Origin of the sequence: Arthrobacter globiformis (genome assembly GCF_030817195.1) — a bacterium.
GTDB classification, from domain to species: Bacteria; Actinomycetota; Actinomycetes; order Actinomycetales; family Micrococcaceae; genus Arthrobacter; species Arthrobacter globiformis_D.
This window is the reverse complement of the sequence record NZ_JAUSYZ010000001.1, coordinates 4,863,449-4,887,761: the sequence shown is the minus strand read 5'-3', so window position 1 is coordinate 4,887,761 and position 24,313 is coordinate 4,863,449. Positions and strand designations below refer to the sequence as shown.

The 24,313-nt window shown below is 66.5% G+C and carries 25 protein-coding genes; 9 read left to right on the top strand and 16 right to left on the bottom strand.

Annotation, left to right across the window (positions count from 1 at the left end):
- Positions 1 to 394: 394 nt before the first annotated feature.
- The 5 genes from QF036_RS22475 to QF036_RS22455 form a co-directional block, all read right to left on the bottom strand.
- On the bottom strand, positions 395 to 1,369 hold the full coding sequence (locus tag QF036_RS22475; RefSeq protein ID WP_307105374.1) for an SRPBCC family protein: 975 nt from the start codon (positions 1,367 to 1,369) through the stop codon (positions 395 to 397).
- 321 nt (positions 1,370 to 1,690) lie between these two features.
- A complete protein-coding gene (locus QF036_RS22470; RefSeq protein ID WP_307105373.1) occupies positions 1,691 to 2,239 on the bottom strand; it encodes an AAA family ATPase in 549 nt (182 codons plus the stop codon).
- A gap of 383 nt (positions 2,240 to 2,622) precedes the next feature.
- Positions 2,623 to 3,471: a PhzF family phenazine biosynthesis protein gene (locus QF036_RS22465; RefSeq protein ID WP_307105372.1), complete on the bottom strand. Its 849-nt coding sequence runs from the start codon at positions 3,469 to 3,471 to the stop codon at positions 2,623 to 2,625.
- A 19-nt stretch (positions 3,472 to 3,490) separates the two neighbouring features.
- Entirely contained in the window at positions 3,491 to 4,012 is a 522-nt protein-coding gene (locus QF036_RS22460; RefSeq protein ID WP_307105371.1) for a YbaK/EbsC family protein, read from the bottom strand.
- Positions 4,009 to 4,491, bottom strand: a complete 483-nt coding sequence (locus tag QF036_RS22455; RefSeq protein ID WP_307105370.1) for a hypothetical protein — start codon at positions 4,489 to 4,491, stop codon at positions 4,009 to 4,011. The genes QF036_RS22460 and QF036_RS22455 overlap by 4 nt, the downstream gene beginning before the upstream one ends.
- A gap of 145 nt (positions 4,492 to 4,636) precedes the next feature.
- Here QF036_RS22455 and QF036_RS22450 point away from each other — a divergent pair, with 145 nt between their 5' ends.
- Both QF036_RS22450 and QF036_RS22445 read left to right on the top strand, forming a co-directional pair.
- The gene (locus tag QF036_RS22450) at positions 4,637 to 6,382 is read left to right on the top strand and encodes an ABC transporter ATP-binding protein (RefSeq protein ID WP_307105369.1); all 1,746 of its coding nucleotides are present in this window, start codon (positions 4,637 to 4,639) and stop codon (positions 6,380 to 6,382) included.
- Positions 6,379 to 8,403, top strand: a complete 2,025-nt coding sequence (locus QF036_RS22445) for an ABC transporter ATP-binding protein (RefSeq protein WP_307105368.1) — start codon at positions 6,379 to 6,381, stop codon at positions 8,401 to 8,403. Before QF036_RS22450 ends, QF036_RS22445 begins: the two co-directional genes overlap by 4 nt.
- Positions 8,404 to 8,413: 10 nt before the next feature.
- Here the strand turns inward: QF036_RS22445 and QF036_RS22440 are convergent, their stop codons facing one another.
- Both QF036_RS22440 and QF036_RS22435 read right to left on the bottom strand, forming a co-directional pair.
- The gene (locus QF036_RS22440; RefSeq protein WP_307105367.1) at positions 8,414 to 8,563 is read right to left on the bottom strand and encodes a lmo0937 family membrane protein; all 150 of its coding nucleotides are present in this window, start codon (positions 8,561 to 8,563) and stop codon (positions 8,414 to 8,416) included.
- 153 nt (positions 8,564 to 8,716) lie between these two features.
- Positions 8,717 to 9,640 (bottom strand): LysR family transcriptional regulator, encoded by a 924-nt coding sequence (locus tag QF036_RS22435; protein WP_307105366.1) that lies wholly within the window; start codon positions 9,638 to 9,640, stop codon positions 8,717 to 8,719.
- A gap of 264 nt (positions 9,641 to 9,904) precedes the next feature.
- On the opposite strand from QF036_RS22435, the gene QF036_RS22430 reads away from it, so the two are divergent.
- A complete protein-coding gene (locus QF036_RS22430; protein WP_307105365.1) occupies positions 9,905 to 10,249 on the top strand; it encodes a CBU_0592 family membrane protein in 345 nt (114 codons plus the stop codon).
- 112 nt (positions 10,250 to 10,361) lie between these two features.
- Positions 10,362 to 10,784 carry a hypothetical protein gene (locus QF036_RS22425; protein WP_307105364.1) on the top strand — a complete coding sequence of 141 codons (423 nt, stop codon included), beginning with the start codon at positions 10,362 to 10,364 and terminating at the stop codon, positions 10,782 to 10,784.
- 120 nt (positions 10,785 to 10,904) lie between these two features.
- Here the strand turns inward: QF036_RS22425 and QF036_RS22420 are convergent, their stop codons facing one another.
- The 3 genes from QF036_RS22420 to QF036_RS22410 form a co-directional block, all read right to left on the bottom strand.
- Complete coding sequence (locus tag QF036_RS22420) at positions 10,905 to 12,317, bottom strand: MFS transporter (protein WP_307105363.1); 1,413 nt, start codon at positions 12,315 to 12,317, stop codon at positions 10,905 to 10,907.
- 123 nt (positions 12,318 to 12,440) lie between these two features.
- Positions 12,441 to 13,142 (bottom strand): SCO1664 family protein, encoded by a 702-nt coding sequence (locus QF036_RS22415; protein WP_307106067.1) that lies wholly within the window; start codon positions 13,140 to 13,142, stop codon positions 12,441 to 12,443.
- 46 nt (positions 13,143 to 13,188) lie between these two features.
- Entirely contained in the window at positions 13,189 to 13,857 is a 669-nt protein-coding gene (locus tag QF036_RS22410; RefSeq protein ID WP_307105362.1) for an MSMEG_4193 family putative phosphomutase, read from the bottom strand.
- A 136-nt stretch (positions 13,858 to 13,993) separates the two neighbouring features.
- Here QF036_RS22410 and QF036_RS22405 point away from each other — a divergent pair, with 136 nt between their 5' ends.
- Both QF036_RS22405 and QF036_RS22400 read left to right on the top strand, forming a co-directional pair.
- Positions 13,994 to 15,382 carry a sigma 54-interacting transcriptional regulator gene (locus tag QF036_RS22405; RefSeq protein ID WP_307105361.1) on the top strand — a complete coding sequence of 463 codons (1,389 nt, stop codon included), beginning with the start codon at positions 13,994 to 13,996 and terminating at the stop codon, positions 15,380 to 15,382.
- 30 nt (positions 15,383 to 15,412) lie between these two features.
- Complete coding sequence (locus QF036_RS22400) at positions 15,413 to 17,419, top strand: vWA domain-containing protein (RefSeq protein WP_307105360.1); 2,007 nt, start codon at positions 15,413 to 15,415, stop codon at positions 17,417 to 17,419.
- Between the two features lie 2 nt (positions 17,420 to 17,421).
- On the opposite strand, the gene QF036_RS22395 is transcribed toward QF036_RS22400, so the two are convergent.
- On the bottom strand, positions 17,422 to 17,751 hold the full coding sequence (locus QF036_RS22395; RefSeq protein ID WP_307105359.1) for a hypothetical protein: 330 nt from the start codon (positions 17,749 to 17,751) through the stop codon (positions 17,422 to 17,424).
- A 239-nt stretch (positions 17,752 to 17,990) separates the two neighbouring features.
- Here QF036_RS22395 and QF036_RS22390 point away from each other — a divergent pair, with 239 nt between their 5' ends.
- The 3 genes from QF036_RS22390 (at position 17,991) to QF036_RS22380 (ending at position 20,155) form a co-directional block, all read left to right on the top strand.
- Complete coding sequence (locus QF036_RS22390) at positions 17,991 to 19,139, top strand: zinc-dependent alcohol dehydrogenase (RefSeq protein WP_307106066.1); 1,149 nt, start codon at positions 17,991 to 17,993, stop codon at positions 19,137 to 19,139.
- Positions 19,140 to 19,153: 14 nt separating this feature from the next.
- Positions 19,154 to 19,720, top strand: a complete 567-nt coding sequence (locus QF036_RS22385; RefSeq protein ID WP_307105358.1) for a hypothetical protein — start codon at positions 19,154 to 19,156, stop codon at positions 19,718 to 19,720.
- A gap of 75 nt (positions 19,721 to 19,795) precedes the next feature.
- Complete coding sequence (locus QF036_RS22380) at positions 19,796 to 20,155, top strand: hypothetical protein (RefSeq protein ID WP_307105357.1); 360 nt, start codon at positions 19,796 to 19,798, stop codon at positions 20,153 to 20,155.
- On the opposite strand, the gene QF036_RS22375 is transcribed toward QF036_RS22380, so the two are convergent.
- From QF036_RS22375 to QF036_RS22355, 5 genes are all read right to left on the bottom strand, one after another.
- A complete protein-coding gene (locus QF036_RS22375; protein WP_307105356.1) occupies positions 20,152 to 21,141 on the bottom strand; it encodes a cyclase family protein in 990 nt (329 codons plus the stop codon). The two genes, QF036_RS22380 and QF036_RS22375, sit on opposite strands and share 4 nt — an antisense overlap.
- Positions 21,138 to 21,395, bottom strand: a complete 258-nt coding sequence (locus QF036_RS22370) for a hypothetical protein (protein ID WP_307105355.1) — start codon at positions 21,393 to 21,395, stop codon at positions 21,138 to 21,140. Before QF036_RS22370 ends, QF036_RS22375 begins: the two co-directional genes overlap by 4 nt.
- Positions 21,396 to 21,407: 12 nt before the next feature.
- Entirely contained in the window at positions 21,408 to 22,742 is a 1,335-nt protein-coding gene (locus QF036_RS22365; RefSeq protein ID WP_307105354.1) for a TRAP transporter large permease subunit, read from the bottom strand.
- Between the two features lie 79 nt (positions 22,743 to 22,821).
- Complete coding sequence (locus QF036_RS22360) at positions 22,822 to 23,607, bottom strand: NAD(P)-dependent oxidoreductase (protein ID WP_307105353.1); 786 nt, start codon at positions 23,605 to 23,607, stop codon at positions 22,822 to 22,824.
- 15 nt (positions 23,608 to 23,622) lie between these two features.
- The gene (locus QF036_RS22355) at positions 23,623 to 24,249 is read right to left on the bottom strand and encodes an RraA family protein (protein WP_307105352.1); all 627 of its coding nucleotides are present in this window, start codon (positions 24,247 to 24,249) and stop codon (positions 23,623 to 23,625) included.
- Positions 24,250 to 24,313 lie beyond the last annotated feature (64 nt).

Sequence of the window (24,313 nt, the reverse complement as noted above, 5' to 3'; positions counted from 1 at the left end):
GTGTGAATAAAGGACAATTCTTAGTATTTCCATGTGGGCCCCCACACCTGCCGTTCTCGATGAGAACATTTGTTCAGGCAAGCATTAATGAGACGACTGAGTCGGGTTAGAGAAATAAAGGATTCTCATATGTCAGGGCGTGCGATATCGCTGCCGCAACTGTTGCGATATCAAATTGTGCTTGCCTGGGCGCAGACGCCGGGGCAGGGAAATATTTGTGCAAATCCCCCGGCACTGGGGGAAGGAAGATTAATCCTACGTTGCCACCGCGTGACGTCGGGGTCAATGCTCAAAATAAAGCGTTCAAAACTGGCATCCAGGGCAGCAAATGGACAAAAACGACGGCGGGTAGTCCCGCCGTCGTTTTTGCGATTCTGTTGGATGCCAGCCCGCCTTAGTGCTGGCCGGAGGTGCCGCCCAGGGGCGGGATGGTGCCGGGATCGCGGTCTGCGCTTTCGGCCCGGTCTGCGGCGCTGCGTGTGTCGCTTGCAGCGGTCTCGTCCGAGTCGCCTTCGTCGTCAATCAGTCCGTTGGTCTGGTCGAAGGGATGGGCGATGGTCTCGTCCGTCAGCGCCGAGCCGGCGCCTGCCGCAGTTCCACCGGCAACAGTTCCACCGGCAGCAGTTCCGCCTGCAACGGTGTCCGCCGCAGTTCCGCCGGAGAAGCCCGGGGTGTCGGTCGTGTCGGTAACGACGGTGGTTTCGGTGTACTCCGGAACCACCAGGGTGACGGTCTCGTCCACAACATAGGCCGCGTCGGTGTCCTTGTCCTTGCCGCCCGCGGCAACTGCTGCTGCCGCGCCTGCTGCAGCCGCCACTCCGGCGGCCGCCGCCATCTTGCCGGAGACGCCGGCCTTGCCGCTGTCGCCGAGCGACCCGGCAGCGTGCTCAACGCCAGGGGTGCCCACCGTGCCGCCTTCATTGACCGAGCCCCGCCAGGCGCCGCTGGCGTAGCCTTCGTCCTCGATGAATGCCTTGAACCTCTTAAGGTCGGCCTCGGCCTGGTGCTCCACGACGTGAAGCTTGTCGCCGATCTTCTCCACGATCCCCTCGGGTTCGTAGTCGATGAACAGCTTGATGGAGGTCTGGCCGCCGCCCACGTCTTCAAACTCCACCGAGCCGGCGTTGGTGGCCCCCTCCGTGGCGGCCCAGGCAACCTTCTGGTCCGGCTTCTGCTCGAGGATCCGTGCCTCCCACTTGCGCTTCACGCCCGCGATCTCGGCCACCCACTCGAGGCGGTCGTCGCTGAGTTGGGTCACCTTCTTGACGCCGCCCATGAAGTGCGGAAAGTCTTCGAACTGGGTCCACTGGTTGTATGCCGTGCTGACCGGCACGTTCACCAGAATGCGCTTCTCAACCCTCGTGCTCATAGTGTCTCCTTCGTCGAAGTGAACAGATGATGGTCCGGCAATCCGAGGTCATCAGCATGCTTACTATATCGCCGAGGGCGGAGTGTGGCCAGAGGATGCCATGCCGGCCGGCAGTGTTGGGGTGAAGCTGGTGCGGAGGGTGAAAGGGGAAGCCTCCGCGCGAATCAGACGACTCCAGCGCGGAGGCTTCCAGCACTCCGGTTTGGGGGGAAAGAGGAGAGCTGGCACTAATGTACAGCCGGCGGAACCCGAGGGAAGGCCTATTTGGCCGTTTTGGAAATTCTTGACTAAACCTTGAGTAGCCGGCGGAAATCGACGGCGTCAAGCAGCTTGGCCAGTACGTCGCCCCGGAGGGCCGCCGGCGTCGATCCTAACCATGTCTGCGTATTCGGGCAGTGCGCGGTAGGCGTTCCGGAGGGCGGCCAGTTCGGCAACGGATTCCTCGTCCGTGCCGCGCGCCAAGATCCGTTGGTGTGCGGTTTCGGGGCTCACGTCCAGGTGGAGGACCACGTCCGGGGTGGGCAGGGTGCGGAGCAGCCAGGGGAGAAGCCGCCCGCGGCGCAGGCCCCTTGCCTCGCGCAGCGCCAGCTGGCAATGAAGGTGCCGGTCCATGACAACAAGGCCCCGGAACCGGGATGCCCGGGCATGCGACACCAGCACATTGAACACCCGCATGGTGCTTTCAGCCGCGTCGGCCAGGCGCGCTGGCAGCCGGATGCCGAGCTTTGCGCTGAGCAGGGACATCCGCCGCCGGCCGGCATAGTTGCTCAGCAAAAGCGCGTCCTTACCCTCCGCCCGGGCTGCGGCAACCAGGGAACGGGCCGCCGTCGTCTTTCCCGAACCGTCGATTCCTGTCAGAACAATGAGCATGTGGCCTCCTTCCGTCCCCTGTCCAACGCCCCGGGACCGTGCAACGTTGCTGCTTTGAGGCGGACGTCACTTTCTTTGGTCCAACCAGCAGCCGTCCGCAGCAGCCCACGGCCGCGTACGGCACTAAAAAACGTACGACGGCGGGCCCGCCGGATCTTGCAGTGATCCTGCCCGAAAGTTGCGCCATTCTTGAGCGTTGCGGGGGACAGTATTGCGCAGGGGCCGTGCAGAAGCGCCGCGGCCCCCGCAAGGGACCCGACACGAAGATCACCATCCAGGTCACCGACGAACACCACGGACTGGGACGGGCAGGCGCAATGGGGCACCGGCCCGTCCCCGGCACGTTCGTCGAACGGGCGGTCGGAATTCAAGCGGCCTCGGAACTACAGGAAGACGCTGCCCCGGATGACTGTGCGGCTGGTGCCGCCGACCCAGATGCTGCCGCCTTCGCCAGTGATGGTCAGCCGGCCGCCGCGGCCCAGGACAGTGCCCTGGCTGACGGTGTAGTTGGCGTCCGCTGCTCCCGAACCGATCAGCCACTGGGCGAGGCCTGCGTTCAGGCTGCCAGTGACTGAATCTTCGGGGATACCCAGGCTGGGAAGGAAACCGCGCACCTCAAAGTCTGCCGGGCCGCCGTTTCCATAGGGGCCGATGACGCCCACGTTCAGCTGTCCCATGGCCACGAAGTCGGGCACCAGGTCGAGCACCTGCCGGGCCGAGGCCAGCCGGATCCCGAGCCAGCCGGGTCCGTTGTCCACCCAGTTGCTGTCCAGAACCTGTTCGGGTGTGATGCCCAGGCTCGCAATGGCCTGCTCCAGCACCTCAGGTTCCACGGCACCGGAACGGAGCAGCGGCGGCGCCTCGAAGAACTGTTCGCCGTCGGTTCGGCTGATCTTCACGAGCCCCACCTCGCATTCCTGCACGAGTTCGCCCGGGCGCTGGGGTTGGCCGCCATTCTCCAGCCACGCGTGCGCGGAGCCGAGCGTGGGGTGCCCGGCGAAAGGAAACTCGGACGCCGGCGTGAAGATCCTCAGGCGGTAGTCGGCCTCCGGCTGTGTCGGCTTCAGCAGGAACGTGGTCTCGGAGAGGTTGGTCCAGTTCGCGAAGCTCTGCATTTGTTCGGTGGACAGGCCGTCGGCATCATGGACGACGGCAACCGGGTTGCCGGGTCTAGGCCCGGGGGCGAAAACGTCGACCTGCGAAAAGGGATATTCGTTCACGGTGGCGGACATGCTGTTCTTTCTCTGGAGTTCAACCCTGCATATCGTGGCTTGGGGCTGTACGCGCTCCGGCGAGCCCGTCCACCACCTCGACTCCCGGCAGTTTGAGGAGCTCGGCCGGGTCCAGAACGATCTTGCTGGACCTGTTGCCGCCTCCCATGACCACCCGGGGCACGTCCATCACGGCCTGGTCCACGTACACGGGAAGCCCGGCAATGCCGGGCACGGTGACGCCGCCCACCAGCATGCCGGTCAGCGCGGTGGTGGTGCCGGCGTCGGCGAAGGAGGCGCGCTTGACGTCGAGCAGGTCCCGGACGGAGCGGTTCACGTCCAGCCGGGTGGTGCCCAGGACCACGCACACCGCATACCGGGGCGGCTCCACCTTTTTGGAGGCGACCAGGATGGTGTTGGCCGCCTGCTCCAGGCTGAAGCCGTAGTGGGCGCAGAACTCCGCCGTGTCCGCCAGATCCGGTGAACATTCCAGGACCTCGTGGACCAAGCCGTGGGCGGCCAAGGCCTCGGCCACGGCGGGCAGAAGGAGCGTGTCAGTCACAGGAGTTCTCCCTTGAGGGCCGTGTCAGCGAGGGCGGTGTCAGCGCCGGAAGGTGCCGGCACGGGATAGGCGGGGCCGCTGCGGTGCAGCACGAAAAAGCGGTTGGATGCGGGCAGCCACATCAGCGTGGCCCCGGCCAGCGTCAGGACCAGTCCGGCAAGGATCAGGGCCGTGAGGTCGACGGGTACGCCGAGCGCCGACAGGGCAGCGGCGACAGTGAGGAGAATGCGGGCCCATCTGGCTCCGTGCAGCAAATGCTGGGCCGCCAATACCTGCAGGGCTGTCAGCGGGACGGCGAACGCCACCAGATAGGGCACCACCCAATCTGGGATCGACTGGCCAAAGTCGATACCAGCCACCTCCAGGATGACGGGCATCATGCCGGCCACCACGGCGCTGGCCACCCAGCAGGCTGCCGAGAGCCGGACAGCCGCCGGTATGTTTCCGGGCTCGCCAAAGCCCAACTGCTGATCGCTCAATGAAGTCCCCATTCTTCAATTTGCGGTGTTCAATTTGCCGTTTCCGGAATTCCGGCTACGGCCTCAGCCTACAGGCTGTCCTCAGCCGCCGGACGTACACTGGCCTTCCCATCACTTCGAGGACCTGCTGCAAGGGTGCACCTGGATGCTTTGGAAGCTTCTTGTCCGGTACCTGCAGCCGCAACGGCGGCTGCTGATCGCCGTCGTCGTTTTTCAGTTGGCGCAGTCCGTTGCCTCCCTCTATCTCCCCACGCTGAACGCGGACATCATTGACCTGGGCGTTGCCAGAGGGGACACCGGCTACATCCTGCGCGTTGGCAGCCTCATGCTGTTCATCACCCTGCTGCAGATTGCCTGCGCGGTGACGGCAGTTTACTTCGGTGCCAAGGCGGCGATGGGGATGGGGCGCGACCTGCGCGGGGCGATCTTCAGCCGGGTGGGCGGATTCTCCGAGCAGGAGGTCACCCGGTTTGGCCCGGCGAGCCTCATCACGCGGTCCACGAACGACGTCCAGCAGGTCCAGCAGCTGGTGCTGATGTCCGCCACACTGATGGTGGCCGCGCCCATGCTCAGCATCGGCGGCGTGGTGATGGCCGTCCGGCAGGATGCCCAGCTGTCGTGGCTGATCGCGGTGAGCGTGCCGGCGCTGCTGATCGGCGTCGGGCTGATTGTGAGCCGGATGGTGCCGCTGTTCCGCCTGATGCAGCTGCGGATCGACGCCGTCAACCGGGTGCTTCGGGAACAGCTGGCGGGCATCCGGGTGGTGCGGGCGTTTGTGCGCGAGGACCTGGAAACGGAGCGCTTCGCGGGCGCCAACGCGGACGTCACGGACACGGCGCTGCGGGCCGGGCGGCTGATGGCGCTCGCGTTTCCCGTGGTGATGCTGGTGCTGAACGTGTCCAGCGTGGCGGTGATCTGGTTCGGGTCGTTCCGGATCGAGGACGGCTCCATGCAGGTGGGCACACTGGTGGCGTTCCTCAGCTACCTGCTGCAGATCCTGATGTCCGTCATGATGGCCACCTTTATGGCCGTGATGATCCCGCGCGCGGCCGTCTCGGCGGACCGGATCGGAGAGGTTCTGGAGACGGAGTCGTCCGTCCGGCCGCCGGCAAACCCGGTGGTGTTCGCGGAACAAACCGGCACCGCCCGCGGTGAGCTGGAAATGCGCGAGGTCGGATTCGCCTACCCGGGTGCCGAACGGCCGGTCCTGAGCGGCGTCAGCTTCACCGCCGCCGCAGGCCGGACGACAGCGGTCATCGGCAGCACCGGCTCGGGGAAGACCACCCTCGTGAACCTGATGCCGCGGCTTTTCGACGCCACGTCCGGGTCGGTGCGGATGGGCGGCGTGGACGTGCGCGAGCTGCATCCCGACCTGCTGTGGGGGCATATCGGCCTGGTGCCGCAGCGGCCGTACCTGTTTTCCGGGACCGTGCGGAGCAACCTGCTGTACGGCAAGCCGGACGCCACCGAAGAGGAGCTGTGGCGGGCGCTGGCCACCGCGCAGGCCGAGGATTTTGTGCGGCAGATGGAGGGCGGCCTGGACGCGCCCGTCTCGCAGGGCGGCACCAACGTGTCCGGCGGGCAGCGGCAGCGGCTGGCGATCGCCCGGGCGCTGGTGAAGCGGCCCGAGCTGTACATCTTTGACGACTCGTTTTCCTCGCTGGACACCGCGACGGACGCCCGGCTCCGGCAGGCGCTGCGGCGGGACACCGCCGGTGCCACGCTGGTGATCATCGCCCAGCGCGTCTCCAGCATCGTGGACGCGGACCAGATTCTGGTGCTCGACGGCGGCAGGATCGTCGGGCGCGGAACGCACCGGGAGCTGCTGGAGACGTCGGAGACGTACCGTGAAATCGTGTCCTCGCAGCTGGCAGCGGAGGAGGCGGCATGAGCACGTCAAGCCGCGCCCAAGGAACCGGTGCCGCACCCGGAACCGGAGCTGCGTCCGGAACCCGGCAGGCCGACGTCGTACGCATTCCCCGGCCCGCCGGCGGACCGGGACGCGGCGGACCGTTCGCCGGAATGAATGTCCCGGCGGAGAAGGCGCTGAACTTCGGGCAGTCGGCCCGGCGGCTGCTGGGCGAGCTGCGTCCCGAGCGGGCATGGCTGGTGCTGGTACTGGCGCTCGCCGTCGTAAGTGTGGCGTTTTCGGTGACCGGGCCGCGGCTGCTGGGCGAGGGCACCAACCTGATCTTCGCCGGCGTTGTGTCCAAAAACCTGCCGGCCGGGGCGAGCAAGGAACAGGTGATCGCCGGTCTGCGGGCGTCCGGCCAGGATGCGCAGGCGGACATGCTCGGTGCGATGACGCTGACGCCGGGGGCGGGAATCGACTTCGCGGCGCTGGCGAACGTGCTGCTGTGGGCGCTGGCGCTGTATGTGCTGGCGTCGGCGTTCGGCTGGATCCAGGCGTACGTGCTCAACGGCGTGGTCCAGCGGACGGTGTACAGGCTGCGCGAGCGGATCGAGGCCAAAGTACACCGGCTGCCGCTGCGGTATTTCGACTCCATCCAGCGCGGCGAACTGCTCAGCCGGGTGACGAACGACGTGGACAACATCTCGCAGAGCCTGCAACAGTCGATCAGCCAGGCGGTCACGTCGCTGCTGACGGTGCTGGGCGTGCTGGTGATGATGTTCCTGCTCTCGCCGGTGCTGGCGCTGATTGCCCTGGTAACGGTGCCGCTGACGCTGGTGACGACGGCGCTGATCGCCAAGCGCTCGCAGAAGCTCTTCGTGGCCCAGTGGAAGCACACGGGGGAGCTGAACGGGCAGATCGAGGAGACGTACACGGGGCACGCGCTGGTGAAGGTGTTCGGCCGGCAGCGGGAGGTGGAGGAGCGGTTCCGGGAGAAGAATGCGGAGCTGTTCGAGGCGAGCTTCGGGGCGCAGTTCATCAGCGGCCTGATCATGCCGGCGCTGACGTTCATCGGGAACCTGGTGTACGTGGGGGTCGCGGTGGTGGGAGGGCTGCAGGTGGCGTCCGGGGCGATGCAGCTGGGCGACGTGCAGGCGTTCATCCAGTACTCGCGGCAGTTTACCCAGCCGCTGGCCCAGCTGGGGTCGATGGCCAACCTGCTGCAGTCCGGAGTGGCGTCGGCGGAACGGGTGTTCTCGTTGCTGGATGAGGACGAGCAGTCGGCTGAGGCTGCCGGCTCTGCTCCTGTTGGCGGCCGGGGCCGCCTGGTGTTCGAGAACGTCTCGTTCTCCTATTCACCGGACAAACCGCTGATCACGGACCTCAGCCTGATGGCGGAACCGGGGCAGACGGTGGCGATCGTCGGCCCCACCGGGGCCGGCAAGACCACCCTGGTGAACCTGATGATGCGGTTCTACGAGCTGGACGCCGGGCGGATAACGCTCGACGGCGTGGACGTCACCTCGGTTCCCCGGCGCGAGCTGCGCTCGCGGATGGGCATGGTGCTGCAGGATACGTGGCTGTTCGGCGGGACCATCCGGGACAACATCGCGTACGGCCGGCCCTCGGCTTCGGAGGAGGAAATCCTGGAGGCGGCGCAGGCGACGTACGTGGACCGGTTCGTGCGCGCCCTGCCTGAAGGGTACGACACGCTGCTCGAGGATGAGGGCTCCAACGTGTCCGCCGGCGAGAAGCAGCTGCTGACCATTGCCCGCGCGTTCCTGGCCCGCCCGTCGGTGCTGATTCTGGACGAGGCCACCAGTTCGGTGGATACCCGGACCGAGGTGCTGGTGCAGAAGGCGATGAGTGCGCTGCGGTCGGACCGGACGAGCTTCGTGATCGCGCACCGCCTCTCGACGATCCGCGACGCCGACCTCATCCTGGTGATGGAGGCCGGGCAGATCGTGGAGCAGGGCACGCATGAGTCCCTGCTGGCCGCGGGCGGTGCATATGCGTTGCTGTACGAGGCGCAGTTCGCGGCGCCCGCGGCGGAGGTTTAGACGTGGCGTCTTACACGCGGGAGGACCTACCGCGGATGAAGTGGAAGATCAGGACCACCACGGCTATGACCAAAAGCAGGTGAATTAGTCCGCCGCCGATGTTGCCGAGCAGGCCGAGAAGCCAGAGAACTGCGATGATGATGGCTATCCAAAGCAACATGAGAATCTCCTTCGTTTCTTCACGGATGGAAACGCTATTTGGCGTCCCCGCCGCTCCAGCTGCGGTGCTTTCACCCTACGCCCGGAGCATGTTGCCGGAAATAGCCGTACCCCGCCTATGTGTCCAGAGAGCTCTGGACACATAGAGAACAGGTCAGGTTGTCGAGCGCGTGTCGAACGCCGCAGCCGATTCCCGCAGAAGGCGTGCGACTGTGTCCACCGGCATGCTGGCTGACCGCCGCCGGTCGAACCGCCGCAGAACGATGCGTCGCGTTCCGAGTCCGGGGACGTCCAGGACGTCGACGCCGTCCTGGACGACTCCGGTCAGCGCCAAGGTGGGCACAATGGCGACACCCTCGCCGGCGGCGATCAGTGCGAGGGCGGTCAGCGTGTCCTGGTACTGGTGCACGGTCTCCATCTGGGCGCCGGTTGACTCACGGAGGCGACCGAGCACCGAAGCGTTGGCGGCTGAGGGCTCGACGCCGAGCCATGGCAGTGGCAGCCGGCCGAGGTCGATGTTCTCGGTGCTGAGCAGGGCACCCGCGGGTACCACCAGTTTCCAGGGCTCGTCCAGGAGGGGCTCCTCGGTCATTCCGGCGGAAAGCGAATGCTGACCGGGCGTCGTCGAATCGAGCTCGACCACGACGGCGTCGAGCGCACGCTGCCGGAGCAGCCGCATCAAGGCGGGGTAGTCGTCCTCAATCATCCGGATCTGCAATTGCGGGTACTGGATGCGCCACTCGGGCAGGCGCGGGATCACCACCGTGCGGACAAAGCTGGTGAATCCGCCCACCCGCACGACCCCCGCGATCTTGGCCCCGCCTTCGATCCGGGCGCGGGCGACGCTGAGTGCGCGTTCTATCTCCTCGCCGGCTTCCGCGATGGCCAGGCCCGCGGGCGTCAAAACCGAGCCTTTGGGTGTGCGTACGACCAGAGCGTGCCCCGTCTCGTCCTCTAATTTGTTGAGTTGCTGGGACACAGCAGACGGCGTAATCCCCAGTTCGTCAGCCGCGGCGAGCACTCCGCCCGTACGGGCAACCGCAAGAAGAACTCGCAGCCGGCGCGGATCAATATCCATGTTAAGTAGTTCTAAACCATGTCTTCAGTGGAATGCAATTGATCTAAAGCTATCCCGTCCCCATAATTGCAGTAAAAGTAGGGACAAGGGATACAGGCCGGACCGTCCAGCGAAGGAGATCCCCGCCCGGACGGCTGAGCATGCGCCGCTCCAGCGATGCCTGTTCGCTCCGGCAACGACGCCTCTTCCAAAACAAAACATATCGCCCGTCATCTTCACTCCGCCCAGCGAATGGCGGCCGGGCATCAACCCTGAAAGGACATCATGGAACTGCTGTGGGAAATCTCCGGTTGGGCCGGCGCGGTTGCGATTCTCAGTGCGTACCTGGCCGTGTCCATGGGTTGGCTCAAGGCCGGCAAGGGATTCCAGACCGCGAATCTCCTCGGTTCGTGTGCCTTCATTGTCAATGGGGCATTCCACGAAGCATGGCCGTCCGTGGTCACGAACGTCGCTTGGTTCCTCATTTCCGCGGTCGCGCTTCTTCGCATGCGCTCCCAGCAGGAGTCGCCGGCGGACGCTGTTGAGCCTCCGCAGGTGCAGTTTCCGGGTGTCCCCGAAACCGGCCAGCTGGCCATCGTTGACGCGCCTCGGGCACCGCGCTGCGCATAACCTGATGTAGGGCCGCGCAGCAGATAACGGGCTGCACACGACCCGAAAGCGGTGAGATAGGTCTAGGGTGGGACCTGTCGGCAATCGCCGCGAATACCCTCAAGGAGGGTGCATGAACCCCATCCAAGCCAGCTCCGATCAATTCGAGCAGCATCTGAAAAGTGTCGGGGGCTCAGAAGCTGACGTCAGCGGCTCAAACTACCTCGTCACGCCAGAGGACACCGTTGAAAGCGCGGCATCGGGCCTCCGAATCAAACAGCAGCAGCAAGGCAACGCACCGAGCAAACAGTCCACTCTCCATGCTGCCGCCCAGGTGCTCATAAGCCGACGGGACGAGCAGGACCCCGGCAATCATCCCGGGACGTCCCAGCCCGGGCAGTACCAGTTGGACATCCATCACCAGACGGGCCGCACCACGCGCGAATCCATCCCCGAAACCGACCTGGAAGCGGCCCAGATCTGGGCCCAGGGGACGGATCGAAGCGGATGGCGCCAACTTTGGCGCCATTTACTTCCCGGCCGGAGGAGGCACTGACCCAGGTACGGGCGCGCTGGAGTGCAACTACGACCGCGCCGTGGGCTGGTACCGGTAGCCCTGCATCAACGCCGCGGACCTAGGCCTCGCGGTTTATGACCGCCGCGGAGGCCCGGAAGGTCATCCCGCTTCGGGGTCAGCAGCGGCCCGCGCATATGAGGCCGAAACCCTGCGGTAGACAGGGGTCAGAAAAGCCGCCAACGCGGCCGCGATCATGACGATTCCTGCCGCCAGGAAGACCAGGGCGATGCCGCGGGAGGTGCCCTCGCCCAGGAGCGGGGCCAGCTGGGCGGCGCCCTCGGCGGACCGTGCGTATGGGATGATCCAGAACTGGGCAATCGGGGCGATGAGGAATGCGGTGACCGGCGCCGCGGCGGATTCGAAGGCCATGGCGAATCCGAATACGCGGCCCTGGCGGGGGAGGGGCACCACCTGCTGGATGACCGTCTGCTCGGCGGCCTCCACGAACGGTATCAGGACGAGGTACAGCCAGATGCCCGCGACATACAGCCAGGCCCACTCCCGCAGCGTGAACACCGCACCGAGGAGCCCCATCACAGCCACGGCGATGAGCAGGGTGCGCAGCGGGTTGGCACCGAGCCCGAATTTGCCGATCAGTGCCCCGCCCACGATGAACCCGGTGGAGCCGAGAGCGAAGACGGCCCCCCACATCTCCACGGAGAACATCTCCAGTCCGTACGGATCCATCAGCGCCATGTAGACGCCGCCGATGAAGTTGTTGAACGTGGAAAACAGGATGAGCGCGAACAGTCCGGCGATGGCAAGCACGGCAGCGAGTGAACCGCGCAGATCGAATCCCCCTTGCGCATCGGTGGCGGCCGCGCGCACTTCCTCTGGCATGCGCAGGGTGAGCAGGTGCGCGAACGCCACGGCGGTGAGCACCAGGGCGACGACGATCGTCCACCCCATGCCCAGCAGCCCGACGGACAGCCCGGAGAGCAGCGAGGTGACGATGAACATCAGTCCCTGCACCATTCCCACGAGCCCGTTGGCGTTGGCCCTCCGGTCCGGCTCGATGAGGATGGTGACCGTGGTGGACAGTGCGATGTTGCGCATGTTTTCCACCACTACACCGACCAGGATGATCAGCGTAAAGATCCAGAACCAGGGCTGGGCCAGGTCCAGGATCCGGTCGGCGGGCGTCAGGAGGAACATGACCCCGGACAGCACGAACATCACCAGGGTGAATCCGGCAGCAAAGCGCATCACGGCCAGCTTGCGGTAGCGGTCCACGAAGGTACCGAAGCTGATGCTGGAAAGGGCGATCAACAGCATGTATGCGCCGCCGACCACGCCGGTGGCGATCACATTGCGCGTCCCGAGGTACACCCAGAACGTCAGCGCGAACCAGAGATAGCTGGTGGTGACATTGGCCAGCGCGGTATTCACCAGGATTCCGGCGAAGGTGCGGGACCGCTGTTCGGGACTGCGCAAGGACGTATCGACGGCGTCCGGATCAGTCAGAGTCGGAGCCTCGGCGTCCTCGACCGGGGCTGGTTCCTGCTCGGTCATGCGTCCAAGTGTACTGACAGCCGACCGGCACAGATACGGCGTCCGCTTCCCTTAAGCGCAACGAACGGACACTTGTGGCCCCAATACCCGGGGCCCAAGTGTTCGTTCGCGCTTAGGGCCCGGCTACACCAGGGGCCACGGGTACCGCATGCCGGTGCGGTCCACCGGCAGCACCGGTTCGTGCAGCAGGCGCCGCACCCGCCGCTGCAGGGCCGTGACCTCCGAGCCGTCCAGGAGCTCGGCCACGTCGGCGGGCACGGCATCGGCGAGCGGGGCGATGTCGTCGAGCAGTGCTTCGGGGATAGGGTCACCCGCGAAATCCCAGATCACGGTGCGCAGTTTGAAGATGGCCGAGAAGCACAGCCCGTGGTCGATGCCCCACACCCGCCCGTCGTCACCGCGCAGCACGTGCCCGCTTTTGCGGTCCGTGTTGTTGGCGACGTAATCGAACAGGGCGATCCGCGCCAGGTCGCGGTGCGTTTCCGGGACGTCGGCATACAGGGTGAAGTAATGCTCGCTGAAATCGCAGTCGATGAACCACTGCAGCGAACCGATCCCCAACGGCGCCTCCTCGCGGATCACCGTCGGCGGCACGATTCCCCAGCCAAGGGACTCGCTGAGCAGGTACGCCGCGCGTTCCCGCCGGTACAGCCCGGGCTCGAAATCGGACAGCGGCCGTTCTCCGGCCTCCGGCTTGTACACCGCATAAGAGGAGTCGTCCCCGGAGGAGACCTCCACCAGGAACGTCTCGTTGCTGCTGCGCGGGATGCGTCCGAGCAGCTCGACCTGGCCCTCGGCAAGGAGGGTCAGCTCCCGTCCGGACACCGGCGGTCCCATGTCACCCTCTGCCCATGTCACGGCACCCTGACCTTCACGCCCGCAGCCCGCTCAGCGGTTCCGACGTCGAATTCACCATGAGCACGGCGGGTGCCTGACCGTCCGAATAGGAGATGGCCGAGACCGACCCCGGGCTGATGACAATTCTCTGGAAAAGGTCCAGGGGCGTGCCCAAGGCGTGGGCGACGGCCGCCTTGATGGGGTCGGCATGGGAGAAGCACACCACGATGCCCCCTGCGTGCGCTGCACGCAGTACCTCAAGGGATCCGACTATCCGAGTCTGCATCTGGGTGAAGCTCTCGCCGTTCGGGAAACGAAAGGCGGACGGGCTGTGCTGTACGGTCTGCCACTCCGGCAGGCCGGCCAGTTCGGTGAGTGCAGCGCCGGTCCACTCGCCGAAGTCGCATTCGATCAGGCCGGCTTCCTCGCGCACCTCAAGTCCTGTGCCGGCTGCGGTGGGCTCGGCTGTCTCGCAGGTTCGCTCCAGCGGCGAGGAATAGACGGCGTCGACCGGCAGGCCGGCTAGCCGTTCTGCGACCCGTTCGGCCTGGGCCCGGCCCCGCTCGGACAGGTGTAGTCCAGGCGCCCGCCCCGGCAGCACCTTGCCCGTGGTGGGCGTCTCCCCGTGGCGCACCAAAAGGAGAAGCGTGCTCTCCGGTTTCGACGGCGGCGCGGACGGCGCCGTCGGCGTTGCTGCAGTCATCAGCACTAAGCGTAGCGTCAGGGGCCCCGCCCGAGCTTGCGAGGGAAGGGGGAGACGCGGAGCGGTAGCGTTCGCCGCCGCAGAAATCGGAGGAAATTGCTCGATTCCCCGCACAGTCGAGGACTACGGTAGAGGGGTGAGTGATCGTCCCGATATCTTCACCGTTGGCGAACTGCGTGCAGCCGGCCACGTCCACAAGGACCTGCGCCACGAAATCCGCGACAACCTGCTCGCCGCGCTCGCCGCCGGGCGCGATCCGTGGCCCGGGTTGTACGGGTTCAGCCGGACCGTCCTGCCGCAGCTCGAGCGTGCCCTGATCGCCGGCCACGACGTCGTCCTGCTCGGCGAACGCGGGCAGGGCAAGACGCGGCTGCTCCGCACCCTGGCCGGGCTGCTGGATGAATGGTCGCCGGTGATCGAGGAATCGGAGCTGAACGAGCACCCGTACGAACCGATCACGGAGCAGTCCCGCGCCCGTGCCTCCACCGAAGGGGACAGGATGCGGGTGGCTTGGCGCCACCGCTCGGAACGGTATGTCGAAAAGCTCGCGACGCCGGACACCTCCGTGGCAGATCTCATCGGCGACGTCGACCCGATGCGGGTGGCTGAGGGCCGCCGTCTCGGGGATCCTGAAACCATCCACTACGGCCTCGTCCCGCGCTCCAACCGCGGAATCATCGCCATCAACGAGCTGCCTGACCTCGCCGAGCGGATCCAGGTGTCGATGCTCAATGTGATGGAGGAACGCGACATCCAGATCCGCGGCTACGTGCTACGGCTGCCGCTTGACGTGCTCGTCGTCGCCTCCGCCAACCCGGAGGACTACACCAACCGCGGCCGGATCATCACTCCCCTGAAGGACCGCTTCGGCGCCGAGATCCGCACTCACTACCCGATCGAGCTGGACGACGAGGTTTCCGTCATTCGCCAGGAGGGGAAGCTGGTGGCCGACGTCCCGCCCGTCATCCTCGAGATCCTGGCCCGCTACACCCGGGCGCTGCGGCAGTCCCCGGCCATCAACCAGACCTCGGGGGTTTCCGCACGGTTCGCCATCGCGGGTGCCGAAACCGTCGCCGCGGCTGCCCTGCGCAGGGCCAGCGTGCGCGGAGAGGACGAGGCCGTGGCGCGCATCATCGACCTGGAGACCGCGGTGGAGGTCCTCACGGGGAAGATCGAGTTTGAATCCGGTGAGGAAGGGCGCGAACAGGGCGTCCTGGACCACCTGCTGCGCACGGCCACGGCCGAAGCCGTCCGGGCGCACTTCCAGGGCCTCGACATGGGCCCGCTCGTGGCCGCCCTCGACGGCCACACCACGGTGACCACTGGGGACCAGGTCACAGCGCGGGAATTCCTCGAGAACCTTCCGTCCCTCAACGGATCAAGCCTCTACGACAAAATCGGTGAGCGCCTGGGCGCGAAAAACGACGGACAACGGGCCGCCGCCGTCGAACTTGCGCTGGAGGGCCTCTACCTCGCCCGGCGGATCTCCAAGGAGTCCGACGACGAGGAAACGGTGTACGGCTAGGTACAGTTTCTGCTCGGTACAGGAGGCACCATGACCCTTCACAACCGGTCCAGGTACGGCCGGTACGCCGGAGGCCCGGACCCGCTTGCCCCGCCGGTCGATCTGGCAGAGGCGCTTGACGCGATCGCCGAGGACGTCATGGCAGGGTATTCTCCCCGGCACGCCCTGCAGGAGTTCCTGCGGCGCGGCGGCCGGGACCGCGAAGGGCTCGACAACCTGGCCCGGCGCGTCCAGCAGCGGCGGAGTGAACTGCTGGGCCGCCACCGGCTGGACGGGACCCTCAACGAGGTCAAGAAGCTGCTCGACACGGCGGTACTGGAGGAGCGAAAGCAACTCGCCCGCGACGCCATGATGGACAACACCGAGCGCGCCTTCCGGGAGATGCAGCTGCAGAACCTGCCCCAGTCCACGGCGGCGGCGGTCAACGAACTGGCCTCCTACGACTGGCAGTCGAGCAGCGCCCGGGAAGCCTACGACAGGATCAAGGACCTGCTGGGCCGTGAAGTCCTTGACCAGCGGTTCGCCGGCATGAAGCAGGCGCTCGAGAACGCCACGGATGAGGATCGCGAAGCCGTGAGCGAGATGCTGCGCGACCTCAACGAACTGCTCGGTAAGCACCGCCGCGGCGAGGACACCGACGCGGATTTCCGGGAGTTCATGGCCAAGCACGGTGACTACTTCCCGGAGAATCCGCAGTCCGTCGAGGAACTGGTTGACGCCCTCGCCAAGCGCGCGGCCGCAGCCCAGCGGCTGCTGCAATCGATGTCCCCCGAGCAGCGCGAAGAGCTGATGCGGCTGTCCGCCCAGGCGTTCGGCTCGGCCGAACTCATGGCCCAGCTCAATCAGCTCGACAACAGCCTGCGCGCGCTGCGCCCCGGCGAGGACTGGAGCGGCTCCGAGCGTTTCGGGGGCCAGGAAGGGCTTGGCTTGGGCGACGGCACCGGCGTGCTGCAGGACATCGCCGAGCTCGACGAACTGTCCGAACAGCTCTCCCAGCACTACAACGGGTCCACCCTCGACGACCTGGACCTGGATGCCCTGGCCCGCCAGCTCGGGCAGAACGCCGCGGTGACCGCCCGCACCCTCGCGGAGATCGAGCGGGCGATGCAGGACGGCGGCTACCTGCGGCGCGGGGCCGACGGTGACCTCAGGCTGTCACCCCAGGCCATGCGGCGGCTCGGGAAATCGCTGCTGCGGGACACCGCCAAGCAATTGTCCGGCCGGCAGGGCGGGCGGGATACGCGCGTCGCCGGGGCCGCCGGCGAGCAGACGGGCTCCAGCCGGCAGTGGGAGTTCGGCGACGCCGAGCCGTGGGACGTCACCCGCACCATGACCAACGCGATCCGGCGCACCATGGCCGACGGCGGTGATCCGGGCCGGGGACTGCACCTCGCCGTCGGCGACATCGAGGTGACGGAGACGGAGGCCCGGACCCAGGCCGCCGTCGTCCTCCTTGCCGACGTATCCTTTTCCATGTCGGCCGAAGGACGGTGGGTGCCCATGAAACGCACGGCGCTCGCCCTGCACCACCTTGTCTCAACTCGGTTCCGCGGGGACCGGCTGCAGCTGGTCACGTTCGGCCGCTATGCCCAGTCGATGGATATCGGCGAGCTCACAGCCCTGCCGGCCCTGCGGGAGCAGGGAACCAACCTGCACCACGGCCTGCTGCTGGCTGGCCGCTTCTTCCGCCAGCACCCGTCGATGCAGCCCGTCCTGCTCGTGGTGACCGACGGCGAGCCCACCGCCCATCTGCTGGCCGACGGCGAATCGTGGTTCTGCTGGCCGCCGGATCCGGAGACGATCCGCGTCACCGTCGCGGAGCTGGACCGGCTGGCGCGTGCCGGCACGCAGGCCACGTTCTTCCGGCTCGGCGATGACCCGGGACTTGAACGCTTCGTCGGGCGACTGGCCCGCCGGATCGACGGCCGGGTGGTGGCACCCGAAACTGGGGACCTTGGGGCCGCTGTTGTGGGGGAGTACCTCCGGGCCCACTTCCGCGGCCGCGCTTACGACGACGACTGGGCCGCCGGGATTTGAGATCAGGCGGCTGCCAGCACAGGTGCGGCGACCGGGAGAGCTACCAGCGCCGGTGCCAGGATGCTGAACCGGTAGTCGCGCTGGAGCGGATCGACCTGCAGCGGAAGGTGGTGGGAGCGGGCGCAGCCGCGGAGCTCCTCCATCGCCTGGGGTTCCACACTGGCAAGGGTCATGTCCAGTTCCAGCGCCAGCCCTGGGACCAGGGAGTCCGCGCGCTTCATGACGTCGTACAGGCCCTGAATGCTCTGGACAGTCACATGACCCTGCGTCTTGACCTGGGCCTTGGCGCCATCAAGGTCAACGCTGACCAGCACCCGCAGCTTCTCATTCACTAAGTTGTCTCCCCAATTTAGAAAGGGCCACCACGCTGTGGCCCCCGACTACGATAGGGGAATGTGAGCTGCGTTACAAGTTGAGGCTGCCCCGTCCCCGCCCGGCTGAGGCATTCGGTGCGGTAATCCGGTTTTGGCGCCTCTTCCGGTGTTGCCTGAAATCCTTGACCGTTGGCGGCCAATAGTGGAACGCTGGGCACCTTCGGATTCTTTTATTGGCCAGCTTGCAGGTGGTTGTGATGAAGGCGATGGTGTACCGCGGACCCTACAAGGTCCGGGTTGAGGAAAAAGACATTCCCCGGATTGAGCATCCGAATGACGCCATTGTGCGCGTTTCCCTGGCGGCCATCTGCGGGTCCGACCTGCATCTGTACCACGGGATGATGCCCGACACCCGCGTGGGCATGACTTTTGGCCACGAATTCGTGGGCACCGTGCACCAGGTGGGGTCCTCCGTGCAGAATCTGAAGCCCGGGGACAGGGTGATGGTGCCGTTCAACATCTTCTGCGGCTCCTGCTACTTCTGCTCCCGGGGCCTCTATTCGAACTGCCACAACGTAAACCCGAATGCGACGGCGGTGGGCGGCATCTACGGTTATTCCCACACCTGTGGCGGGTACGACGGCGGCCAGGCCGAGTTTGTCCGCGTCCCCTTCGCCGACGTGGGCCCGGCACGCATACCGGACTGGATGGACGAGGAGGATGCAGTCCTGTGCACCGATGCCCTGGCTACCGGTTACTTCGGTGCGCAGCTGGGTGACATCGGCGAGGGCGACACCGTTGCGGTGTTCGGGGCGGGGCCCGTGGGCCTGTTCGCGGCGAAGTCCTCCTGGCTGATGGGCGCCGGCCGGGTCATCGTCATCGACCACCTTGAGTACCGGCTGGAGAAAGCGCGGTCATTCGCGGATGCCGAAACGTACAACTTCACGGAGTATGACGACATCGTCCTGCACATGAAGAAGATCACCGATTATCTGGGCGCTGACGTGGTGATCGATGCAGTGGGTGCGGAAGCGGACGGGAACCTCACGCAGCACGTCGCTTCTTCCCAGCTCAAGCTGCAGGGAGGCTCGCCGGTGGCGCTGAACTGGGCAATCGATTCTGTCCGCAAGGGCGGCACGGTTTCCGTGATGGGGGCATACGGGCCGATGTTCAGTGCAGTGAAGTTTGGCGATGCGGTGAACAAAGGTCTGACCCTCCGGATGAACCAGTGCCCGGTCAAACGCCAGTGGCCCCGGCTCTTCGACCACATCCGCAACGGCTATCTGAAACCGAGTGACATCGTGACGCACCGGATCCCGCTCGAACACATCGCCGACGGTTACCACATGTTCTCCGCGAAGCTCGACAACATCATCAAACCGCTCGTTGTACCCACTGCCGGCTGAACAGGAGCGCAACCGTGCCTTACACTGCGGACAGGCCAAAGCCGAAGGCCACCAGCGAGGAACTCCGGGCCCGCATCCCAGGATGGGGTGCCGACCTGGACCCCAAGGACCGTCCCGCCGTCCCGCGGGAGCAGCCCGGCCTCGAAACCGGGGCCCACTGGCACTTCCCCGACCGACAGCCTGAAAAATGGCCGCGGGAACGCTCTATCGAGCACGAGCAGCTCACCCCGGTGTTCGGCACGTCCACCCCGCTGCGGGGCGTCTCCGGTGCGATGCGCAGGGCTGCCTATAAGTACAGCGAAGGGCGTGCCGCGCACTGGCTGATCCTGCTCGCGGCCGACCGGGTGGATGCCTGGGAACACCATCTTCGCTCGCTGGCCACGCTCCGCCCGGACAACCCGGTCACCGAAACCGGGATGCTCAGTGAATTCAGCAGCCACGGCATCCGTTCACGGTTCGGCAAGAAACGCGCGGACCTGCCCCATCAGGCACTGGACCCTGTTGTCGTGGCGGGTCCGTGGCTCCTTGCCGTCGGGATCGCCGTCGCTGGTATCAGGTCTTGGCGGCGCCGCAGGTGTTAGTCCAGCGCCCGGTCAAGGTACGGGATACCCGGCAGGATTAAGGACTTGCCGGCCTGATCATTCGAAGGAGCTTCGATGTCTGCTGTTGCGATTGGACGCCTGCAGGGGGCGTTTCTGGTGGTGAACGGCCTTTGGCCGCTTGTTCATATGCCCAGCTTTGAGGCTGTCTTCGGGCCGAAGACCGACAAATGGCTGGTCCGGACGGTAGGCGGTCTTCTCCTGACCAACGGACTGGCCCAGCTTCGGGCCGGCAGCAGCCCCGAGGGCGCCGGGCACGCCAGGCAGCTCGGCATTGGCACAGCAGCAACGCTTGCTGCCGCCGATCTGATCTACGTCGGGAACGGCACCCTCAGCAAGATGTACCTGCTGGATGCGGCAGCCGAATTCCTGTGGATGTCCCTCTGGTACCGCCACAGGCGCGCAAAAGTGCGTTAGGTTACCGCCGTCGCGTTGGCCGGGGAACCGGTGGCTCCCGTAATGTTCAGCGGTTTGATGGTGACGAGCGCGTCCCAGCTGCCGGTGGCTTTCATGTGCCGGCTGAGCGGTCCGAGCTGCCAGAGTTCGCCCAGCGGTAGGCCGAGCTTGGCGAGGAACTGCTGGTGCATCATGCCGTGGTCGTTGGGTGCCGTGGCCCGGAAGGGGCTCGACGGGACGGGCGGCAGGCATTCGACGGCGAAGTTGTCCGCTCCGATGACGGCGAGCCGGGTGTCCCAGGCCCAGGCGACGAACTCGGCCGATTGTTCGATGCCGCTGGCCCGGCGGCTGTCGCGCTGGCTCTCCTTTTCCCCGGCGGGGAGCGCGAGGAACCACTCGCACCACCCTGTGTGAATCATGAGGATGTCCCCGGTCCGGAGAGCCAGGGACTGGGCCTCGGCTGCGGCCCGGATCAGGTTCAGGCCAAGAGGCTGCCCGGCCGCATGGTCGATGGGCCTGCCCTGGTCCCGGCAATATCCGTCGACGTCCACCAGTACGCCCCGGCCGACGATGGGCTGCTCCGCCCATACCTGGATGCCGAGGGCCGCTGTTCCTTCCCGGATGTCGTCGTCGGGCGTGGCGTTGTAGAAGCCGACGTCGTCCGCCCTGCGGTGCCGGAGGCCGTCGATCTGGCTGGAGCCCTGCAGGTAGTACCCGTCGAGGAAGTCGTCGCGGTGGGCGGGGTGTGCCGAGTAGATCGTGTGCCGGGGAGCCCGCCGCTTCAGGGACATCCCGGGGTCGAAGGCGTCGGCGGGGTAGTCGAGGCCGAAAACGGTGCCGGTCCTGACGCAGTTGGCGGCATCCCGGACGGAACCGGGCTGGATGAAGGACGGGGTGCCGCGCCCGGCGTCGGGAAACAGGCCCCAGGAGGTGCCCGAAAGCTGCCCTTCCCGTTCCAGGAGTGCCTCGTAGGAGGGGTAGGTTGTGCCGGATTCCGTGGACGTCATGGTGTGCGGGCTTCCTGCTGCGGGTTGTTCTGTTGCGCGGGGGCCTTGTAGCTGAGCAGGAATCCGGCGATGGCACAGACGGACGCGCTGATGCACGCCGGGCCCTTGACGGCCTCGTTGAGGACCGCCAGCCAGTCACCCTGCCCGGTGATCAGGGCGAGGGCCTGCCCGGCCACGAAAACTATTCCGGCGATGAGGAGTACCGCGAGGCTGATCACGAAGATGGTGTTGATGGTGTTACGTAACTTCTGCATTTCCACGCTTCCTTAGATCGGCAGGACGCCGACGGCGATCAGCACGCCGATGGCCAGCAGCGGCAGGGCGTAGAGGACGAACAGGCGGGCAAACGTTTTGTACGGGTCTACGTCGGCGATGCCGCACGCGACGTAAAGCGGAGCGCCGCCGGGCGGGACAGCCGCTTCACAGGAGGAAAAGACCAGCACCGCGACTGCCGCGGTGGTTGCCGGAACGCCGGCCGCCACCAGCGTGGCAACACCCACGGTTCCGACGGCGGCCATGGTCGCCGTCGCGGACAGGGGCGCAGCCACGGCGATGACAATCAGTCCGATCAGGATGGCCAACAGCCACAGCGGCAGGTTGAACTGGGTCAGCAGTGCCGTCATCTGCTTCGGCAGGCCGGTGGCGGCCAGGGCGTTGGCGCCGGCAAACGCGAAGACCACGGTGACGCCGACGACGCCGAAGCGCGGCGCGGACTGCTGCAGGAAGTCCCAGTAGGCCTTCCGGCCCCGCGGCAGCCGCTTCCGTCCCAGGATGAGGCCCGTGATGATCAGGACCACGGGGATCCAGACGATGACGCTGACGGACTTGGCCACGTCCGAGCCCGTCCAGTCGGAAAGGGCCGCGGCGATGGCGCCGGAGGTGAGGATCAGCGGGACGGCCACCACGACGAACAGGATCATGGTGGCCCAGCCCTGGGCGAAGGCCCGGCGGACGGGTGTCCGGTGCGCCGCATCGAGGGGCGCCATGTCGCTCCTGCGGATCAGCACGTAGGTGACAATCAGGCGGTGCAGGAAGCACCAGAGCCCGCCGAGCAGCAGGGGAAGGACGAGGTCATTGACCTTTAGCAGCGGGCCGACGGTGGAGGATCCCACGAGGACGAACATCGAGGCGCTGAACGGGAAGGTGATGCCCATGCCTGCGTTGCCTGCCACGAGCGTTGCCGCGGACGGCTTGTCGAGGCGGGACCTTTCCATCCACGGGATGGTCACCGATCCCACGGTCGCGGCGATCGCGGCCTGGTTGTGGACCACGCCGCCCAGGCCTGCCGACGCGACCGTGGAGACCCAGGCCGGGCCGCCTTTGACCCCGCCGATCAGGGAATTCAGCAGGTCGATCAGCCGGTCCAGTACGCCGGTCCGCTCCAGCAGGTAACCCATGAAGACGAACGCCATGGTGGCATAGACGATCTCATCGGTAATGGCGTCGTAAAAGGCGTTCCAGCCGACCTGGCCGGCGGCCCCGGTGAATGGAAGGACAACGAGGAACCCGAGGAGCATCGCTTCGCCGACGCTGCGTTTGATGACAGTTGTCCAGAGCAGGATGACCGCCAGGTAGGCTCCCAGTGCCCAGATGCCGATCATCGGGCTGCTCCTTCGGGGTGTTCGGTTGCTTCCGGGTTCATCGTTGATTCCCTGTTCATTGATTCTGCCTCATGCGCGGTCAGCGCAGGGCCGCCTCCGGTGCTGGTGCTGCCGCGATCCGCGCCAGGGCGGCCGCTGAGGCTTCCGTCATTTCCGCGGGGACGCCGAGCTCGGCAAGGTAGTCAGCGGTGTCCTGCATTTCCCGCGACCTGCGCACGGCGTGCTTTGACGTTCCGGTGAGGAACCTGTCGATGACGGCCTGGCCGTCGCCGGCGAGCTGCCGGGCGATCTGCTCGCGGATCCAGCTTTCAAGCCCGGCTGCCCGGCCGGCGGTGACCGCTTCGACAACCACCGAAGCCAGGCCCTTCATGAGGACGCTGCGCAGCAGCTTATGGGACATGGCCGCCCCCGGACCGCCGTCGGCGGTTTCGACGTCGACACCCAGCGGCGCCAGCAGCTGCACCACCGCGGCGGATCCGGGACCGCTGACCATGAGCGGGGTTTTGGCGCCGAGGGCGGCGACGGGCCCAAGGATCGCGACGTCGGCGAACTGAACCTGGCCGGCCTGCTGGCCGAGTTCCTCCATCACCGCCGGGGACGACGACGTGAAGTCCGCGTAGGTGCTGCCGGCCGGGAGCACTGGCAGGCAGTCCTTGGCCACGCTGCGGGCAGCTGCGGCGCCGGTGAGCACCAGGACGATGTCCGCGCCCCGGCAGGCTTCGGCGGCGGTGGCTGCCCGCGTTATTCCGGCCGGGGTGTTCGGGGCCACGGGGTCAAAGCCGGTGACCTGGTGGCCTGCTGCTGCCAGCGCGGAGGCGTAGGCCGCACCTGCTTCGCCCAGGCCGATGATGGTGCACTTGGTCATGAAACTGTTCCTTACTTACTCGCCGCGGGAGGCGATGATGGATGCCCGCCGGTTGGTTTCGTCGGCGAATACAGCCTCGGCGGCTTCCGCCACGGCTGAGGCCTGCTCGCTGGGGATGACCACGACGCCGTCGGAGTCACCGATGATGATGTCGCCGGGCAGGACGGGGACGCCGCCAAAGGCGATGGGACCGCCGAGCCGGTGCGGCCCGTTCTTGTACGGACCCGCCGGGGTGACCGCCCGGGCGAAGACCGGCATGCCGATCTCACCGAGGGCCTCGGCATCGCGTGCCGCACCGTCAAGGGCGAAGCCGGCGATGCCGAGGTTGATGGCGCGCTCGCCAATCAGCTCACCGAGGAGGGCACGGGACTCGTCGCCGCCACCCGCCACAACGATGACGTCCCCCGGCTGCGCCAGCTTCAGCGCTTCGTGGATGCCCTGGTTGTCCCCGGGGCGGGTCCAAACGGTGAAAGCGGGACCGGCGATTTTCGCGCCCGGCCAGACCGCCTGAATCGCGGAATCTGCCACACCGAGCCGGTCCACCGCGTCTCCGATGTTGGCAGCGGGCAGCTTGGCCAGACGGTTGATTAGTTCCTGGTCCGGTCGGGTGAAGGAGGTGTCCTGAAGGGCGGGGGTGGTCATGGCGGTGTCTTCCCTGGTGGTGTCGGTTTGAACTGGGGCGGGCGGTCTCTGAGCCGGATGTGGG

What these genes read in the sequence shown, in the direction of transcription:
- QF036_RS22475 (WP_307105374.1), bottom strand. Translation starts at nt 1,369, where the DNA reads ATGAGCACGAGGGTTGAGAAGCGCATTCTGGTGAACGTGCCGGTCAGC.
- QF036_RS22470 (WP_307105373.1), bottom strand. Translation starts at nt 2,239, where the DNA reads ATGCTCATTGTTCTGACAGGAATCGACGGTTCGGGAAAGACGACGGCG.
- QF036_RS22465 (WP_307105372.1), bottom strand. Translation starts at nt 3,471, where the DNA reads ATGTCCGCCACCGTGAACGAATATCCCTTTTCGCAGGTCGACGTTTTC.
- QF036_RS22450 (WP_307105369.1), top strand. Translation starts at nt 4,637, where the DNA reads ATGCTTTGGAAGCTTCTTGTCCGGTACCTGCAGCCGCAACGGCGGCTG.
- QF036_RS22445 (WP_307105368.1), top strand. Translation starts at nt 6,379, where the DNA reads ATGAGCACGTCAAGCCGCGCCCAAGGAACCGGTGCCGCACCCGGAACC.
- QF036_RS22440 (WP_307105367.1), bottom strand. Translation starts at nt 8,563, where the DNA reads ATGTTGCTTTGGATAGCCATCATCATCGCAGTTCTCTGGCTTCTCGGC.
- QF036_RS22435 (WP_307105366.1), bottom strand. Translation starts at nt 9,640, where the DNA reads ATGGATATTGATCCGCGCCGGCTGCGAGTTCTTCTTGCGGTTGCCCGT.
- QF036_RS22430 (WP_307105365.1), top strand. Translation starts at nt 9,905, where the DNA reads ATGGAACTGCTGTGGGAAATCTCCGGTTGGGCCGGCGCGGTTGCGATT.
- QF036_RS22425 (WP_307105364.1), top strand. Translation starts at nt 10,362, where the DNA reads ATGAACCCCATCCAAGCCAGCTCCGATCAATTCGAGCAGCATCTGAAA.
- QF036_RS22420 (WP_307105363.1), bottom strand. Translation starts at nt 12,317, where the DNA reads ATGACCGAGCAGGAACCAGCCCCGGTCGAGGACGCCGAGGCTCCGACT.
- QF036_RS22410 (WP_307105362.1), bottom strand. Translation starts at nt 13,857, where the DNA reads ATGACTGCAGCAACGCCGACGGCGCCGTCCGCGCCGCCGTCGAAACCG.
- QF036_RS22400 (WP_307105360.1), top strand. Translation starts at nt 15,413, where the DNA reads ATGACCCTTCACAACCGGTCCAGGTACGGCCGGTACGCCGGAGGCCCG.
- QF036_RS22390 (WP_307106066.1), top strand. Translation starts at nt 17,991, where the DNA reads ATGAAGGCGATGGTGTACCGCGGACCCTACAAGGTCCGGGTTGAGGAA.
- QF036_RS22380 (WP_307105357.1), top strand. Translation starts at nt 19,796, where the DNA reads ATGTCTGCTGTTGCGATTGGACGCCTGCAGGGGGCGTTTCTGGTGGTG.
- QF036_RS22375 (WP_307105356.1), bottom strand. Translation starts at nt 21,141, where the DNA reads ATGACGTCCACGGAATCCGGCACAACCTACCCCTCCTACGAGGCACTC.
- QF036_RS22370 (WP_307105355.1), bottom strand. Translation starts at nt 21,395, where the DNA reads ATGCAGAAGTTACGTAACACCATCAACACCATCTTCGTGATCAGCCTC.
- QF036_RS22365 (WP_307105354.1), bottom strand. Translation starts at nt 22,742, where the DNA reads ATGATCGGCATCTGGGCACTGGGAGCCTACCTGGCGGTCATCCTGCTC.
- QF036_RS22360 (WP_307105353.1), bottom strand. Translation starts at nt 23,607, where the DNA reads ATGACCAAGTGCACCATCATCGGCCTGGGCGAAGCAGGTGCGGCCTAC.
- QF036_RS22355 (WP_307105352.1), bottom strand. Translation starts at nt 24,249, where the DNA reads ATGACCACCCCCGCCCTTCAGGACACCTCCTTCACCCGACCGGACCAG.